The sequence below is a fragment of the Bradyrhizobium sp. SZCCHNR1051 genome (genome assembly GCF_032489615.1).
In the GTDB taxonomy this organism is placed as follows: domain Bacteria; phylum Pseudomonadota; class Alphaproteobacteria; order Rhizobiales; family Xanthobacteraceae; genus Bradyrhizobium.
Genome location: NZ_JAUEYJ010000028.1, coordinates 92,530 through 107,312 on the forward strand (window position 1 = coordinate 92,530; position 14,783 = coordinate 107,312).

General features: G+C 65.3%; 13 protein-coding genes. 7 read left to right on the forward strand and 6 right to left on the reverse strand.

Annotated elements, in window-relative coordinates:
- Window positions 1-5: 5 nt before the first annotated feature.
- From QW868_RS29495 to QW868_RS29515, 5 genes are all read right to left on the reverse strand, one after another.
- Window positions 6-230: a hypothetical protein gene (locus QW868_RS29495; protein WP_316232172.1), complete on the reverse strand. Its 225-nt coding sequence runs from the start codon at window positions 228-230 to the stop codon at window positions 6-8.
- A 151-nt stretch (window positions 231-381) separates the two neighbouring features.
- Complete coding sequence (locus QW868_RS29500) at window positions 382-1,032, reverse strand: ChrR family anti-sigma-E factor (protein WP_315737288.1); 651 nt, start codon at window positions 1,030-1,032, stop codon at window positions 382-384.
- Entirely contained in the window at window positions 1,029-1,574 is a 546-nt protein-coding gene (locus QW868_RS29505) for a sigma-70 family RNA polymerase sigma factor (protein ID WP_316232173.1), read from the reverse strand. Before QW868_RS29505 ends, QW868_RS29500 begins: the two co-directional genes overlap by 4 nt.
- Before the next feature lie 204 nt (window positions 1,575-1,778).
- Window positions 1,779-2,399 (reverse strand): GTP cyclohydrolase I FolE, encoded by a 621-nt coding sequence (gene folE / locus QW868_RS29510; RefSeq protein ID WP_316232174.1) that lies wholly within the window; start codon window positions 2,397-2,399, stop codon window positions 1,779-1,781.
- Window positions 2,400-2,488: 89 nt separating this feature from the next.
- A complete protein-coding gene (locus tag QW868_RS29515) occupies window positions 2,489-4,225 on the reverse strand; it encodes a methyl-accepting chemotaxis protein (protein WP_315737290.1) in 1,737 nt (578 codons plus the stop codon).
- A gap of 582 nt (window positions 4,226-4,807) precedes the next feature.
- Between QW868_RS29515 and QW868_RS29520 the strand changes: the two genes are divergently transcribed.
- Both QW868_RS29520 and QW868_RS29525 read left to right on the forward strand, forming a co-directional pair.
- A complete protein-coding gene (locus QW868_RS29520; protein ID WP_316232175.1) occupies window positions 4,808-6,394 on the forward strand; it encodes a B12-binding domain-containing radical SAM protein in 1,587 nt (528 codons plus the stop codon).
- 393 nt (window positions 6,395-6,787) lie between these two features.
- Window positions 6,788-9,145 carry an efflux RND transporter permease subunit gene (locus tag QW868_RS29525; RefSeq protein ID WP_316232176.1) on the forward strand — a complete coding sequence of 786 codons (2,358 nt, stop codon included), beginning with the start codon at window positions 6,788-6,790 and terminating at the stop codon, window positions 9,143-9,145.
- A 124-nt stretch (window positions 9,146-9,269) separates the two neighbouring features.
- Here QW868_RS29525 and QW868_RS29530 read toward each other — a convergent pair whose 3' ends face one another.
- Complete coding sequence (locus QW868_RS29530; protein ID WP_315737293.1) at window positions 9,270-9,764, reverse strand: hypothetical protein; 495 nt, start codon at window positions 9,762-9,764, stop codon at window positions 9,270-9,272.
- Window positions 9,765-10,241: 477 nt separating this feature from the next.
- On the opposite strand from QW868_RS29530, the gene QW868_RS29535 reads away from it, so the two are divergent.
- The 5 genes from QW868_RS29535 to QW868_RS29555 all read left to right on the forward strand — a co-directional run bounded on the left by QW868_RS29535 (window position 10,242) and on the right by QW868_RS29555 (window position 14,775).
- On the forward strand, window positions 10,242-10,478 hold the full coding sequence (locus tag QW868_RS29535) for a hypothetical protein (protein ID WP_315714894.1): 237 nt from the start codon (window positions 10,242-10,244) through the stop codon (window positions 10,476-10,478).
- 223 nt (window positions 10,479-10,701) lie between these two features.
- Window positions 10,702-11,580, forward strand: a complete 879-nt coding sequence (gene hpnC / locus QW868_RS29540) for a squalene synthase HpnC (RefSeq protein ID WP_315737294.1) — start codon at window positions 10,702-10,704, stop codon at window positions 11,578-11,580.
- The gene (gene hpnD, locus QW868_RS29545) at window positions 11,577-12,416 is read left to right on the forward strand and encodes a presqualene diphosphate synthase HpnD (RefSeq protein ID WP_315813071.1); all 840 of its coding nucleotides are present in this window, start codon (window positions 11,577-11,579) and stop codon (window positions 12,414-12,416) included. The genes hpnC and hpnD overlap by 4 nt, the downstream gene beginning before the upstream one ends.
- Window positions 12,416-13,666 carry a hydroxysqualene dehydroxylase HpnE gene (gene hpnE, locus QW868_RS29550; RefSeq protein WP_315737296.1) on the forward strand — a complete coding sequence of 417 codons (1,251 nt, stop codon included), beginning with the start codon at window positions 12,416-12,418 and terminating at the stop codon, window positions 13,664-13,666. The genes hpnD and hpnE overlap by 1 nt, the downstream gene beginning before the upstream one ends.
- A 344-nt stretch (window positions 13,667-14,010) precedes the next feature.
- Window positions 14,011-14,775, forward strand: a complete 765-nt coding sequence (locus tag QW868_RS29555) for a phosphorylase (protein ID WP_409998094.1) — start codon at window positions 14,011-14,013, stop codon at window positions 14,773-14,775.
- Window positions 14,776-14,783: the final 8 nt, after the last annotated feature.

Consider the following 14,783-nt stretch of genomic DNA (forward strand, 5'->3'; position numbering starts at 1 on the left):
GGGTCCTACACCACGGCCGACGCGATCGCGTCGGCGTGGCTGCGGATGGCGCGGATCTCGGCCGCGCTGCGGCGCACGGTCTTCCGCATCTTCAAGATCGTTGCAGCATGGAGCTCGGCAAAAGCTTGCTCATCGTTGCGTCCGGCACGGGCCAGAAGTCTGCCGAGATGCGCAACGTAATCCTTCTGATCCGCTGATCCGCGCTTGCTGGTCGCATCCTTCTCCTCCATGCGCTCTCTCTGAGCGGAAACGGGTCAGAGTCAGATGCGGATCACCCGAATGCTTGCGGTCGTCATTGCGAGGAGCGAAGCGACGAAGCAATCCAGGCCCTTCGCGTCGCCCTGGATTGCTTCGCTGCGCTCACAAGGACGGCGGAGGAATTCAGAGCCGGACGAACGGGCTGATGAGGCGGCCGAGCAGGCCGTGCATGCGCAGGTCGCCGGTCATCGCGACGAGGCAGAGGCAGGGGCCCTCGTCACCGACCACCGGACGATGGTCGACCTCGTCGTCGCCATAGTCGAAGTCGCCTGGTCCGTAATAGCCGCCGAGATGGCTGAAGCTGCCCTTCAGCACGCAGGTCAGCTCGTTGCCGGAATGCGTATGCTCCAGCATCCGCGCCCCGGGCTCCGAGCGCAGCAGAAAGGCGCGCGATTTGCCGGTGCCCGGCAGCAGGATCGGGCGCATGCTGATGCCCGGCGCTACGCGCCGGCGCTTGCCGATCTTGCAGCGCTTGACCATCTCGGGCAGGTCCGCGAGCTCGGGATCGTGCTCGGCGACCTCGCTCACCTGCGGCGCCGCCTGCGGGCGTCGATCGATGCGTGCCATCACGGCATCGAAAGCATCCGCGCCCGTCGCGACCGGCTCGGCCGCGTCCAGCGAGGCGCCGGCGAGCTGCTCGATGGCGCGTACGAAGCGCTGGCATCGGCCGCAATCGGCGACATGGACACCGACGACCAGCCGCTCGGCCTCGTCGAGCGCACCAGTGGCGAAGTCGGCCAGCAGGTCTTCCGGCGGGTGGTGGCTGATCGTCATGTCGCGTCGTCCAACAGGTCTCTCAGGCGATTCATCGCCAGTCTGATTCGTGACTTTACCGTACCCAGCGGCAGGCCGAGCACCGCCGCGATTTCCGAATGTGGTCGTTCTTCAACGAACGACAGGCGGATCACGGTGGATTGCTCCACCGATAATCTTTCGATCGCGGCCGCCACCCGTGTGGCATCTTCGACACGCGACACGATCTGGTCGGCGGCGAGCGTCGGATCGGCCCCCTCGTCGCGCCCCACTTCTCTGCTCAGCCGGCTGTCGCGGGCGGCCTTGCGCGCGGCGTCGATCCGCTGGTTTCGCGCGATCGTGAAGATCCAGGCGGCCGCGCCGGCCGTCGACGGATCGAATTGCCCCGCCTTCGTCCACACCGCCACCATGGTGGATTGGGCGATTTCCTCAGCGTCGTCGGCGTTGCAGCCGGTCTTGATGAGGAAGCCTTTGATGCGGGGCGCAAAATGCGCGAACAGGGTCTTGAACGCCTCGCGGTCGCCGCGCGCGGCGACGCGTCCGATCAATTCAGCCCAGTCCACAGTCGCCTTCGGCCCTCTGCTCACATTCACCCTGGTACGGGCACCGAACGCCCGTGCAAATCGATGCCGGGACGATGCCACGTTCCATTGCGCTAATCCAGTCGCTCTCAGTCGCGTGGTCATGGTCCCCGGCACGCTGCTTAATCCTGGATAACGTGGACCATGGACGGCTGGATCACAGCGGGCCGAGGATTTTCCGGACCCTCAATCCTTCAGGTCGGAATTGACCATCGCCAGGAACTCCTGGCGGCTCATCGGGTCGGTGCGGAAGCAGCCGAGCATGCGGCTGGTGGTGAGATCGACGCCGTGCTTCTTCACGCCGCGCGAGCTGATGCAGTGATGGGCTGCCTTGATCACGACCGCCACGCCCTGCGGCTGCAGCACCTCGTCGATGATGTTGGCGATCTCGGCCGTCATGCGCTCCTGGATCTGCAGGCGGTTGGCATAGGCCTCGACGACCCGGGCGAGCTTGGAAATCCCGACCACGCGGTTGCGCGGCACGTAGCCGACCCAGGCGCGGCCGATGATGGGCGCCATGTGGTGCTCGCAATGGCTCTGGAACGGGATGTTCCGCAACAGCACCATCTCGTCGTAGCCGGCGGTCTCCTCGAACGTCTTGCGCAGATACTCCTCGGGGTTCTGCTCATAGCCGGCAAAATAGCTCTTGTAGGCCCGCGCGACCCGGGTCGGGGTCTCGGAGAGACCCTCGCGCGACGGGTCCTCGCCGATCCAGGTCAGGATGGTGCGGATGGCGTCCTCGACGTCATCCTGGGTGACCGCAACCGGGTCGCAGGCGAACGGAAGTTTCTTGGCTGTCTGGCGCACGAGGGCTCTCCAAAAACCAAGAAACGGTTCCGATATCGGAACGGATCACGTCTTGCGGGGCGATTTCCGCGACCGATGGCTCGCCGCCGTCAGCTCGCCTTGCGCAGCCGCATCTCCGCGGAGGGACCCGAGCGCAGGTTCTGGAAGAACTTCTCGACCTCGTTGGCGAGCGTCTGCGCGGTGGCGTTGAGGTCGCCGGACGCCGACAGGACGGAGGCGGCGGCCGTCGAGGTCTCACTGATGGCGTCGCGGAGCGAGCCGATGTTCATGACCAGCGTCTGGTTGCCCTGGGCGGTCGACTGCGCGTTGGCCGAGATCTCCCGCGTCGCCTGGTCCTGCTGCTGGATCGCATTGGAGATGTTCGAGGTGATCTCGTTGATGCCGCGGACCGCCTGGCCGATCTCGCGGACCGCGTCGACCGCGGTCTTGGTCGAGGCCTGGATCAGGCCGACGTTCTGGCTGATCTCCTCGGTCGCCTTGGCCGTCTGCCCGGCCAGCGCCTTGACCTCATGCGCGACCACGGCAAAACCACGGCCGGCCTCGCCGGCGCGGGCGGCCTCGATGGTCGCATTCAGAGCGAGGAGATTGGTTTGCTCGGCGATGGTCTGGATCAGGGTCAGCACGCCGTCGATGCGCTGGGTGGCGGCGGCAAGGCCCTCAATCTCCGTGACCGACTTCTCGGTGCGTTGGCCGGTCTGCTCGACGGCGCCGGCCGACTGCCGGATCTGCCGGCCGATCTCCTCGACGGACGTCGACAATTCCTCGGCGGCGCTCGCGACGGCGGAGACGTTGGTCGACGCCTGCGACGTCGCGCCGGCGGCGGTGACCGCGCGCTCGTTGGCATCGGCCGTCAGCCGCGTGATCATCTCGGCGGTTTGGCGCATCGCGGCGGCGTTCTCGGTGACGGTCCGCATCACGCTGCCGATCGCGGTGCGAAATTCCTCGACCGCGGTCTCGATGTGGCGGGCCCGGGCTTCGCGGATTTCGGAGTCCTGCGAGACCTGGACATTGAGGTCGCGGTTATGGGCCATCGCCTGCTGGAACACGCCGATGGCGCGAGCGAGCTCGCCGACCTCGTCGGCGCGCCCGGCATACGGCACTTCGACGTTCTCGGCGCCGGTGGCGACCCGGCGGATCGTATCGGTGATCTGAGACAGCGGCCGAGCGATCGAGCGAGCGATGATCACCACGCCGGCTGCGACCAGAACCAACATCAAGCCGCCAAGGCCGGTCAGCACGAGCGAGAGCTTGTTGTTCAGCGCCGTTTCCTCGGCGATCTTTCCTGCGCGCTCGACATAGACTTTGGACAGCGCCTCGAGATCCGTGTTGAGCGCCTTGCGCACGGAGCGATTGGCGTCGTTGTCGCCCCACTCGCGTCCCGCGGCCGGGCTGATTTCATTGGCGCGGCGGACCAGTTCGGCACGAAATTCGACGAATTGCTCGATCCGCTTCTTGAATGTTGCGAATTGCTGGGCGTCGTCGGCCTGTACGATCGCCTGCCACTTGTCGACGACCTTCAGGATGTCAGCATTGAACTTGAGCAAGCCGTTGCCGTATTGTTTTACGACGGCGGGGTCGGTCGACATATAGACGCCGCGCGACTCCATGACGACGGCATAGACGAGGCCGTTGACCAGCTGAACGTTGTGAGCGGCGAGATTGGCCGTCTCGATGGCCTTGATGAGCTCCGTGGCCCGCCGCGAGTTGTAGTCGGACAGCCAGGTGATTGCGGCGGTCAATAGCGCAAACAACGCGAAGATTGCATAGAGCTTGACTGCGATGGATTGGCGCGTGGCCGTATTCGTTGACGTCGGGCGTGAGGTCATGAGGTGAGATACCGCGAGTTTTTGCTACGACGCAGGAGGCGCTTGATTGTTAATAGTTATGCAAAACCTTCATGGAGAAAGCGTTAAGTTGACACCGTCAGTATTATGCAACCCCCGCGTACTTCGCTTGGCGTTTCAATCGATTAGTTGGTGCTCCGCAGCAGGGGCGGGCGCCGGGGCATCCGGTCGACTACGGAGGGCATGCGCCATTTCGAGGCCCCTCGTTCCCCTGCAAATGCATTGCAACCGGTGGCCGGCCGCGCACGCGCTCCCCAATTGGTTCGCCGATCGGAGACCGGCCGGGAACGGTCGTTGCGCTCGATCGATCAATGATCCATCTGATTGGAACTTTAGATCGCCCTTCGCATTCCGCCTCCGCATTGCGATGCATCGGATCAGGTCGCCTCGTCGGGTCGCGTCTGATCAGGCCAGACGGCGCGAGCATCCGGCATGCGGCGGGGACGTTGCACCCTGCGACAGGAGCGGAAGGCTCGATCGCACTCAACTTTTCCGGAAGGGGTGGCGAAGCCTTATCTTCGGCCGTAAGGTAACCAGTTAGCGGGTTGTCGCGAGGGGCAGTCGATGAGATTCGAGGGCATCGAAACGGTACGTCGCATTCTCTGTGTGTTTCCGCGCTACACCTCGTCGTTCGGAACCTTCGAGCATGCCTATCCGCTCACCGACGGCGTCCAGGCCTTCATGCCGCCGCAGGGGCTGCTGCTGATCGCGGCCTATCTTCCAAGTTCCTGGCAGGTGCGCTTCATCGATGAGAACATCCGCCCGGCGCAGGACGAGGATTTCTCCTGGGCCGAAGCGGTGTTCGTCAGCGGAATGCACATCCAGCGTCAGCAGATGAACGACATCTGCCAGAGGGCGCATGCGTTCGACCTGCCGGTCGCGCTGGGCGGCCCCTCCGTCAGCGCCTGTCCGGACTACTATCCGAGCTTCGACTATCTGCATGTCGGCGAGCTCGGCGATGCCACCGACGAGCTGATCGCGCGGCTGGCGCGGGATCCGTCGCGGCCTGCGCAGCAGGTCGTGCTTCGGACCGACGAGCGGGTGGCGATGACCGATTTCCCGGCGCCGGCCTATGAGCTCGCCGAGGTGAAGAAGTACTTTCTCGGCAGTATCCAGTATTCCAGCGGCTGCCCCTATCAGTGCGAGTTCTGCGACATCCCCGGCCTCTATGGACGCAACCCGCGCATCAAGTCGCCGCAGCAGATCATCGCCGAGCTCGACAAGCTCAGGGAATGCGGCGTCACCGGCTCGGTCTATTTCGTCGACGACAATTTCATCGGCAACCGCAAGGCGGCGATGGACCTGCTGCCGCATCTGATCGAATGGCAGAAGCGCACCGGCTATGTGATGCGGCTCGCCTGCGAGGCCACGCTCAACATCGCCAAGCGGCCCGAGATCCTGGAGAAGATGCGTGAGGCCTATTTCATCACCATCTTCTGCGGCATCGAGACGCCCGACCCGGATGCGCTGACGGCAATGCACAAGGACCACAACATGATGGTGCCGATCCTGGAGGGGATCAGGACCATCAACGGCTATGGCATGGAGGTCGTCTCCGGTATCATCATGGGGCTGGACACCGATACGCCGCAGACCGCGGACGCGCTGCTGCAGTTCGTCGCGGAGAGCCGGATCCCGCTGCTCACGATCAATCTGCTGCAGGCGCTGCCGAAGACGCCGCTGTGGGATCGCCTCGAGCGCGAGGGCAGGCTGGTCCACGATGACGGCCGCGACTCCAACGTGAAATTCCTGATGCCCTATGACGAGGTGGTCACGGCGTGGCGGCGCTGCATGGAGGTGGCCTATGAGCCGGAGCGGCTGCTCGCACGCTACAAGCACCAATGCGACACCACCTACGCCAACCGCATCAAGGTGCCGGTCAGCGACGAGATGAAGAGCTGGCCGAACATCAGGCGCGGCCTAGTCATGATGGGCAAGATCTTCTGGAAGGTGGGCGTGCTCGGCGATTACAAGCGGCCGTTCTGGCGCTTTGCCTGGAGCCAGCTGAAGCGAGGCGAGATCGAGAATTTCATCGCCGTGGCGCTGATCGCGCATCACCTCATCATGTTTGCGCGCGCCGCCTCGCGCGGGAATCAGAACGCGTCGAACTACTCGATCCGGCTGCGCGAGGCCGCCCTTCCCGCAGGGTGATGGTCCTCTCTGGGACAGGGGCGGCGAGTGGCGCTCGCCAGCACCGGCCGCGGCCTGCCCCGGGCAAGGGACGGCTCGGTCGGATACCGGTCCTTGAGTCGTTCAGGTTTTTGAGCCCCGCGTCCGTCCGGGTCGTCCACGCTCTTTTCAAGCACGGCAGAATCGTGGCGTGATCGGAAGCCATGCCGGCTCGCCGTCTTGTGTGGCCGGGCATGGTTGCGGCCGGGGAGTGAACCCTGCTAGACCCGGCCTCGACGAATTGTCACGTGTTTTCAAGGATTAGCTTCGGCTGCGGGCCACAATGCGGTCATCTCTGCTTCGCTGAGCGGCCTTATTTCTGCCCTATGCGCTCAGGCCTTCCGAATTAGGCCGCCCCCAACCACTGGACACCGCATGCTGGAAGTCAGGCACGACAACGAAGTCCATGTCGAGAAGGTCGAGCACCGGCCGGCCGACAGCATCGCTTTTGGCATCGAACGACTCGGCCTCCTCGCGGTCAAGGCGCCGATCTTCTCCTGCGTCGTCCTGCTCGTCCTCATCGTGGCGGCGGTGTTCGGCATCAAGCGCATCCAGATCGACGATTCGCTCAGCCAGCTGTTTCGCTCCGACAGCAAGGAATTCCACCAGTACGAGGAGGTGACGAAGAAGTTCCCGGCCGAGGAATTCGACGTCCTCGTCGTGGTCGAGGGCAAGACCTTGCTGGCCCGCCAGAACCTCGAGAAGCTGCGTGACTTCGTGACCGACCTGCAACTGGTCGAGGGCACCCGTGGCCTGGTGTCGCTGTTCTCGGCCCGTCAGGCGCCGGCGCCCGGCAAGCTGCCGGCAGCGCTGTTTCCGTCGGATCTGCCGGAGGGCGAGGCCTACGACAAGTTCATCGAAACGGTGAAGTCCAACGAGATCATCCGCGGCAAGCTGTTGTCGGAGGACGGCACGCTCGCCCTGATCGTGCTGTCGCTCGAGCCCAAGGTGGTGGCCTCGAACGATCTCGGGAAGGTGGTGGGCGACATCCGGAAGCTGATGGCGGAGAACCTCGCCGACACCGGCCTGAATGTCCAGCTTTCCGGCGTGCCGGTCATGCAGCTCGAGATCCGCAACGCGGTGGAACGTGACGGGCTGACCTACAACATTCTCGGCATTCTCGCCGGCTGCATCATCGCCATCATCTTCTTCCGCAAGGTCTCCTTCATGATCGCGGCGGCGTTTCCGCCGCTGATCGCGATCATGCTCGCGCTCGGCGCGCTCGGCTGGGCCAATTTCAATCTCAACATGTTCCTGAACGTGATGACGCCGCTCATCATGGTCATCAGCTTCTCCGATTCGATGCAGCTCACCTTCGCCGCCCGCGACCGCCTGATCGCAGGGCAGGACAAGGTGACGGCGTTCAAGAACGCCGTGCTGGTCGTCGGCCCGGCTTGCGTGCTGACCCACGCCACCGCCGGCATTTCCTTCATCGCCCTGCAGTTCTCCGACAGCGATCTGATCCGCAAGTTCGGCGAGGCGGGGCTTGCCGCCACCATCATCGCGCTGGTCGCGGTGCTGTCGCTGGTGCCGGTGTTCGGCGTGCTGCTGGTGCGCAACGAGAAGACGTTCGCGGTCAAATTCCAGGGGGCCGATGCCGGCGTGCAGGCGCTGCGCAATTTCTGCTACTGGATCGCGGTGCGCATGGTCGGTCGTCCCGGCCTGTTCAGCCTGATCGCGGTGGTGTTCGTCGGCTCGCTCGCGGTGGTCTATGCGAGCCTGGAGCCGCGCTACCGGCTCGCCGACCAGGTGCCGGACAAGCGCCAGGCAGTGGCGGCGAGCAACCGGCTCGATGCCAAGCTCACCGGCGCCAATCCGGTCAATGTGCTGGTCCAGTTTCCCAAGGGCGCCTCGCTCTATGCGCCGGAGACGTTGCAGACCATCGCCGACGTCCATGCCACGGTCGAGAAGACCGCCGGTGTCGGCAACGTCTGGTCGGTCGAGACGCTCAGGCGCTGGCTGGCCGAGAAGGCCGGCTCGTCCGATACGGCGACGCTGCAGGAATACGTCAGTCTGATCCCCGAGCATCTGGTGCGCCGCTTCATCGACAAGGAGCAGGATGCGGTGGTGGTCGCCGGCCGCGTCCCCGATCTGGATTCCAGCCAGCTGCTGCCGGTGGTCGACAAGCTTGATCATGAGCTCGACACGGTCAGGAAGAAGCACCCCGGCTTTGAGATCGCGGTCACCGGCCTTGCCGCCATCGCCGCGCGCAACTCCGCCAGCATGATCCAGAAGCTCAATCACGGGCTCACCATCGAGTTCGCGCTGGTGGCGATGTTCATCGGGCTCGCCTTCCGCTCCTGGGTGGTGATGCTCGCCTGCATCCTGCCCGGCATCTTCCCGGTGGTGATGTCCGGGACGTTGTTGTGGGCGATGGGGGAGGGGCTGCAATTTGCCAGCGTGGTGGCGCTCACGGTCTCCTTCGGCCTCGGCCTGTCGGCCACCATCCACTTCCTGAACCGGCTGCGGATGGAGAGTGCGCCCGGCGTCAGCGCCGCGGTCGCGGTGGAGCGTGCCACCGTGCTGGTCGGACCGGCGCTGATCCTCACCACGGTGGTGCTGGCCTGCGGCCTCGTCGTCACCGTGTTCTCGGATCTGCCGTCGCTGCGGCTGTTCGGCTGGCTCAGCGCGTTCTCGATGGTGGCGGCGCTGTTCGCCGACCTCTTCATCCTCCGCCCGACCGCGATGTTCCTGATCAACCTGTCGCAGAAGCTGAAGCGCAAGCCGGTGTGAGGGGCGTGATCTAAGCCCAATCCAACACTGTCATCGCCCGCGTACGACGCGGGCGAAAAAACAAAACGGCCCTGACGTCGTCAGGGCCGTTCGCGCATTCCGTTGCTGACGATGTCGCGACCGTTCAGGTCTTCGACATCGTGATGTTGACGCCGCGGATCTCGCCCTTGGAGGAGATCTGCACGACCTGCTTGTTGCCGCTGGTCCTCAGGGTGATGCTGGCGGCGAAGCCGGCGGCCTGCACGAACACGTCGATCTGGCCGTTGCCGGCGGTGCCCTGCAGCTCGCCGTTCACGTTGCGGCTGGATTCGCTCCAGTTGCCGGAGATGCGATCGCCCTGGCTGGTGACGTCACTGGTCAGGAGGAACTTGTAGCTGTCGCTGGCGCATTGCAGACTCTGCTTCAGATTGGCGCCGGCCACCTTGTAGCTGGCCTTGCAGCGGATGCGCTCGGTGGTGCCGTCGGACAGCGCGACCGTACCGTTGCCCGACCACGACCCGTCGAAGCCGGCGAACGGGCCCGACTGAGCCTGAACCGCGGTCGCCGCCACGAACAATGCCGCTCCGAGACCGGCGGCCTTGACGACGCGCCCAGAGAAAGGTGAGCCGAACAGTTTCATATCGAGTTTCCCATCCAAAATGACACCGCTGTGTCGGCGTACGCCGCCGCTTCGAACACTTGGTGTTCTCGCCGAAGGTTAGGTTCAAATGACGGCCGGTCGGGCGCTGCGACCGGATGCCATGATGCCCGCCGACACCGTGCAACGGGTCGGCGCCGAATGGTCGTCCTCGCAAGACGGCTGCACGCAAGCCGCCTCGACGGCGCTGCATCTAACGGTCCGCGCGGCATGCTTGCAACAGCCAAATGCGAAAAACGTGTTCCGAGAATAACGCCCTAGTATCAACGCCTTGTTTGTGCCAAAGCTGTGATCTCCGAGCTTGATCCGCTCGGGATCATAGGGCGCAAATTTGGCCGCATTTGGCAGCGTACCTCCGGCGCTGGGGGGCTTGCGGTCCTTGCCAAACCAAACAGGTGTTTCCCGGGCAGCATCGGCGATCCGGGAGGTCTCCTCTGCTGTCAAAAATGAAGGAACACGATGCGTAAGATTTTCCTGGCACTTTCCCTGCTGTCGTCGGTGTCCGTTTCCACCGGCGCGTTCGCGCAAGGCCGCGGCGGCACGCCCGAAGAGCAGGCGGCCTGCACGCGTGACGTTCAGAAGTTCTGCCGTGCCGTCATCGATCAGGGTGACTTCACGATCCTTGCGTGCCTGAAGGAGAACCGCCCCAAGATCAGCCCGGCCTGCGATCAGGTGCTGAAGACCCACAACCAGTAAGCGGTTGCCGTTCGGAACGGTTGTTTCCGAACTCTTTTGGTTAACGACCGCCGGCCCGCCCCTCAGGGCAGGGCGGCGGTTCGATCCTATGGGTTGCCCGACATCGATTGCATTGGTTTTGGCTGGATCTTCGCCTATATGGGGGCGAGCAATCCGTTCGCATGAGCGAAGCGGCGGGCATTGTTTTCGGTAGCGCCCTTTCAACCTGATAGCTGTTTCGTCCATGACCACCGCGAGCGATTTGCGATCCGGCAAGACACACCGGGACGAGAACTTTCCGGTGGCCTCCTGGATCATCCGTCCAGAGCATCGGGCGCTGATCCTCGCCTTCTACAATTTCGTGCGCACCGCCGACGACATCGCCGATCATCCGAGCCTGCCGGGCGAGGAGAAGCTGCGGTTGCTCGATCTGCTCGAAGCCGAGCTGACCGGGACCGGCGAGACCCAGGATGTCGCCGTCAGCCTGCGCCGGGCGCTCGCCGAGCGCGGCATGCCGCCCCGGCATGCGCTCGATCTGCTGGTTGCCTTCCGGATGGATGTGACCAAGCTGCGTTACGAGAACTGGGACGAGGTCATCCACTACTGCCGCTACTCGGCGATGCCAGTCGGCCGCTTCATGCTCGATGTGCACGGCGAGTCCACCGCGACCTGGCCGGCCTCGGACGCGATCTGCGCCGGGCTGCAGATCAACAACCACCTGCAGGACTGCGGCAAGGACTACAAGGCGCTCAACCGCGTGTACCTGCCGCGCGATGCGCTGGCGGAAGCCGGCGCCACCGTCGAGATGCTCGGCGAGTCCAGATCGCCGCCGCAACTGCTGGCCTGCCTGCAGAAGCTCGCGGTGCGTAACGCGGCGCTGCTCGATGAGGGCAGGGACCTCAACAGCGGCGTCAAGGATTTCCGCTTCGGACTGGAGATCGCCGTGATCCAGGCTTTCGCTGACCGTATCGTGGCGCTGCTGAAGGTGCGCGATCCACTGAGTGAGCGCGTGCACCTGTCGCCCGTCGGCATGCTTGGTCTCACCTTCACGTCGGTGATGGGCGAGATCGGTCGCCGCGTGGCCGGGCGTCATCCCGCCACCAAATCGGCAGCCGGCGCATGACCCTCGAGGCGACCGCAGACAATATCGATCACGGCACGGCAGCGTCCGGCAGCTCGTTCTATGCCGCCATGCGCATCCTGCCGCGCGCCCAGCGCGATGCGATGTTCCAGGTCTACAGCTTCTGCCGCGAGGTCGACGACATCGCCGATTCCGACGGGCCGCGGCCCGAGCGGCTGGCGGCGCTGCAGAAATGGCGCGACGACATCGACGCGCTCTACCAGGGCAACCCGCCGCCGCGGCTGCGCGACTACGTCGCCGCGGTGAAGACGTTCGGCCTGAAGCGGGAGGATTTCCTCGCCATCATCGACGGCATGGAGATGGACGTGCCGCAGGAGATCCGCGCGCCCGATCTCGCCACGCTGGACCTTTATTGCGACCGGGTCGCGAGCGCGGTCGGCCGCCTCTCGGTGCGCATCTTCGGCATGCCCGAGGAGGACGGCATCCTGCTGGCCCACCATCTCGGCCGCGCGCTGCAGCTCACCAACATCCTGCGCGACATCGACGAGGACGCGGCCATCGGCCGGCTCTATCTGCCGCGCGAGGCGCTGCTGTTCGCCGGAATCACCGGCGATGATCCGGCCAAGGTGACGCAGGAGCGGGCGCTGCCCAAGGTCTGCAACTCGGTTGCCGTCAGGGCGAAGACGCATTTCGAGAAGGCCGACGAGATCATGCGGCGCAACCGCCGGCGCGCCGTGCGGGCGCCGCGCATCATGTCGAAATACTACCGCGCCGTGTTCGACCTCCTGCTCGAACGTGGCTTCGCGCTGCCGCGCGAGCCTGTCCGCGTGAGCAAGCTCACGAAGATCGGCATCATCCTCCGTTACGCAATCATCTGATGCAAAAGACAGCTCACATCATCGGCGCCGGCGTGTCCGGCCTTTCCGCCGGCGTGCGGCTCGCCAATGCGGGCTACATCGTGCACGTCCACGAGGCCACGCAGCAGCTCGGCGGCCGCTGCCGGTCCTATTACGACGCCGCGACCGACCTGGTGATCGACAACGGCAACCATTTGCTGCTGTCGGCCAATCATCACGTGCTGTCCTATGCCCGCGCGATCGGCTCGGAAGCGGGGCTGGTCGGGCCGGAGAAGGCGCAGTTCGCCTTCGTCGACATCCGGAGCGGCCAGCGCTGGCTGCTCGATCTCGGCAACGGCCGCCTGCCGCTGTGGGTGTTCGACGAGGGTCGCCGCGTGCCGGATACCAAGCTCGGCGACTACCTCGCGCTGTCGCCGCTGATCTGGGCCGGTACGTCCAAGACGATCGGCAGCACGATTCCCTGCAAGGGCACGCTGTACGACCGCCTGGTGCAGCCGCTGCTGCTCGCGGCACTGAACTGCGATCCGCCGGAAGGCTCGGCGGGGCTTGCCGGCGCCATCGTCCGCGAGACCTTGCTCGCCGGCGGCCAGGCCTGCCGGCCGCTGATCGCGCGCGATGGATTGTCGGGCGTGCTGATCGATCCGGCCGTGAAATTCCTGGAAGGCAAGGGCGGCAGCGTCCGGATCGGCCGCGAGCTGCGTGGCCTCGACGATGCGGGTGGTCGCGTCACCGGGCTCAGGTTCGGCGGCGATGAAACGGTCGCGCTCGGTCCGTCCGACGTCGTGGTGCTCGCCGTGCCGCCGCGGCCGGCGATGGCCCTGCTGCCGGGGCTCACGGGGCCGACGAAATATCGCGCCATCGTCAATGCCCATTTCCGCATCACGCCGCCGCGCGATGCACCAGCTCTGCTCGGGGTGGTCGGCGGCCTGGTCGAATGGCTGTTCGCCTTCCCGCAGCGGCTCTCGGTCACCATCAGCAATGGCGATCGGCTGGTCGACATTCAGCGCGAGGAGCTCGCCGCCGCGATCTGGGCCGACGTCTGCAAGGCCGCCGGGATCAAGGCGGAGCTGCCGCCGTGGCAGATCGTGCGCGAGCGTCGCGCCACCTTCGAGGCGACGCCGGAGCAGAACGCGCTCCGACCCGGAGCGAAGACGGCGTTCGGCAATCTCGCTCTGGCCGGGGACTGGACCGATACCGGCCTGCCGGCAACCATCGAGGGCTCCGTCCGCTCCGGCGACCGCGCTGCGAATCTCCTGCTCGGGCACGGCTGACCGGCGCAGGGCAGCCGAATCTGGCCGCGCCGTCATGCCGCCCGCGCCGCGAGTCTCACATTTTCGTGGCGTAGTTCTTGCTTAAAGTTCCACGCTTGGTGGCGCCGGCGCAATTTGTTCCAGGGCGGAACAGGGATCGGCGGGGCCAAATGGCAACACCAGGCAAAAAACGCATCGGGTACGGGTGCAGTGCGGCGCAAACGGGGTTTCCTCGCGGAATTTTTCTGCGTAATCCTTGGTTTGTTAAGGCCTTTCCGCTCTGGCGCCGCCGTGGCTGAGGCTTTGGAACAAGAGACGGAGACGTCGGATCACGCGACGTCCGAGAAGGTGTCAGGGGTCGGATTGTGAAGTTGGGGATGGGGGACGATACGTCCGCGGATCGCCCGATTGATCCGCGGCCGGTCTTGGTCGTGACGGGCTTGGTGCAGGAGGCCCGGATTGCTGCCGGGCCCGGCATGATGGTGATCTGCAGCTCGAGCGACCCCAGGCAGTTGCGCTCGCTGCTCACCGTGTTCGATCCGACCTCGATCCGCGGCGTCGTCAGCTTTGGCGTGGCCGGTGGCCTCGATCCCAGCCTCAAGGCCGGCGACATCGTCGTCGCCACCGAGGTGACCGCGGGCGATGCCCGTTGGCTGTCTGGGCTCTCCCTGCGTGAGGAGCACATCGCCCGCGCCGCCCTGAAGAAGCGCCGCGTCGTGCGCGGCGTGCTGGCCGGGGCCGAGGAGGTTGTCGTGGCCCAGGCCCGCAAGGCGGCGCTGCGCATGAAGACCGGGGCGGCCGCGGTCGACATGGAGAGCCACATCGCCGCCGCCTATGCTGCCGAATACGGGTTGCCGTTCGCGGCGCTGCGGGTGATCTCCGATCCCGCCCATCGCACCTTGCCGTCGCTCGCCAAGGACGCCATCAAGCCGAACGGCGACATCGACCTGCCGATGATCCTGCGCGGTGTCGCCCGCAATCCGGCCGTGCTGCGCGGCCTGGTGTCCACGGGCATCGAGTTCAATCGCGCCCTGCGCTCGCTGCGCGGCGCCCGCGACCTGCTGCTGAGCGGCATGCTCGCCGCCGAGCACTTCCTCGAGACCGAAACGCTCGCTGCCGCCGAGGCGTGAGCCGTTTG

What these genes read in the sequence shown, in the direction of transcription:
- QW868_RS29495 (WP_316232172.1), bottom strand. Translation starts at nt 230, where the DNA reads ATGGAGGAGAAGGATGCGACCAGCAAGCGCGGATCAGCGGATCAGAAG.
- QW868_RS29500 (WP_315737288.1), bottom strand. Translation starts at nt 1,032, where the DNA reads ATGACGATCAGCCACCACCCGCCGGAAGACCTGCTGGCCGACTTCGCC.
- QW868_RS29515 (WP_315737290.1), bottom strand. Translation starts at nt 4,225, where the DNA reads ATGACCTCACGCCCGACGTCAACGAATACGGCCACGCGCCAATCCATC.
- QW868_RS29520 (WP_316232175.1), top strand. Translation starts at nt 4,808, where the DNA reads ATGAGATTCGAGGGCATCGAAACGGTACGTCGCATTCTCTGTGTGTTT.
- QW868_RS29525 (WP_316232176.1), top strand. Translation starts at nt 6,788, where the DNA reads ATGCTGGAAGTCAGGCACGACAACGAAGTCCATGTCGAGAAGGTCGAG.
- QW868_RS29530 (WP_315737293.1), bottom strand. Translation starts at nt 9,764, where the DNA reads ATGAAACTGTTCGGCTCACCTTTCTCTGGGCGCGTCGTCAAGGCCGCC.
- QW868_RS29535 (WP_315714894.1), top strand. Translation starts at nt 10,242, where the DNA reads ATGCGTAAGATTTTCCTGGCACTTTCCCTGCTGTCGTCGGTGTCCGTT.
- hpnC (WP_315737294.1), top strand. Translation starts at nt 10,702, where the DNA reads ATGACCACCGCGAGCGATTTGCGATCCGGCAAGACACACCGGGACGAG.
- hpnD (WP_315813071.1), top strand. Translation starts at nt 11,577, where the DNA reads ATGACCCTCGAGGCGACCGCAGACAATATCGATCACGGCACGGCAGCG.
- hpnE (WP_315737296.1), top strand. Translation starts at nt 12,416, where the DNA reads ATGCAAAAGACAGCTCACATCATCGGCGCCGGCGTGTCCGGCCTTTCC.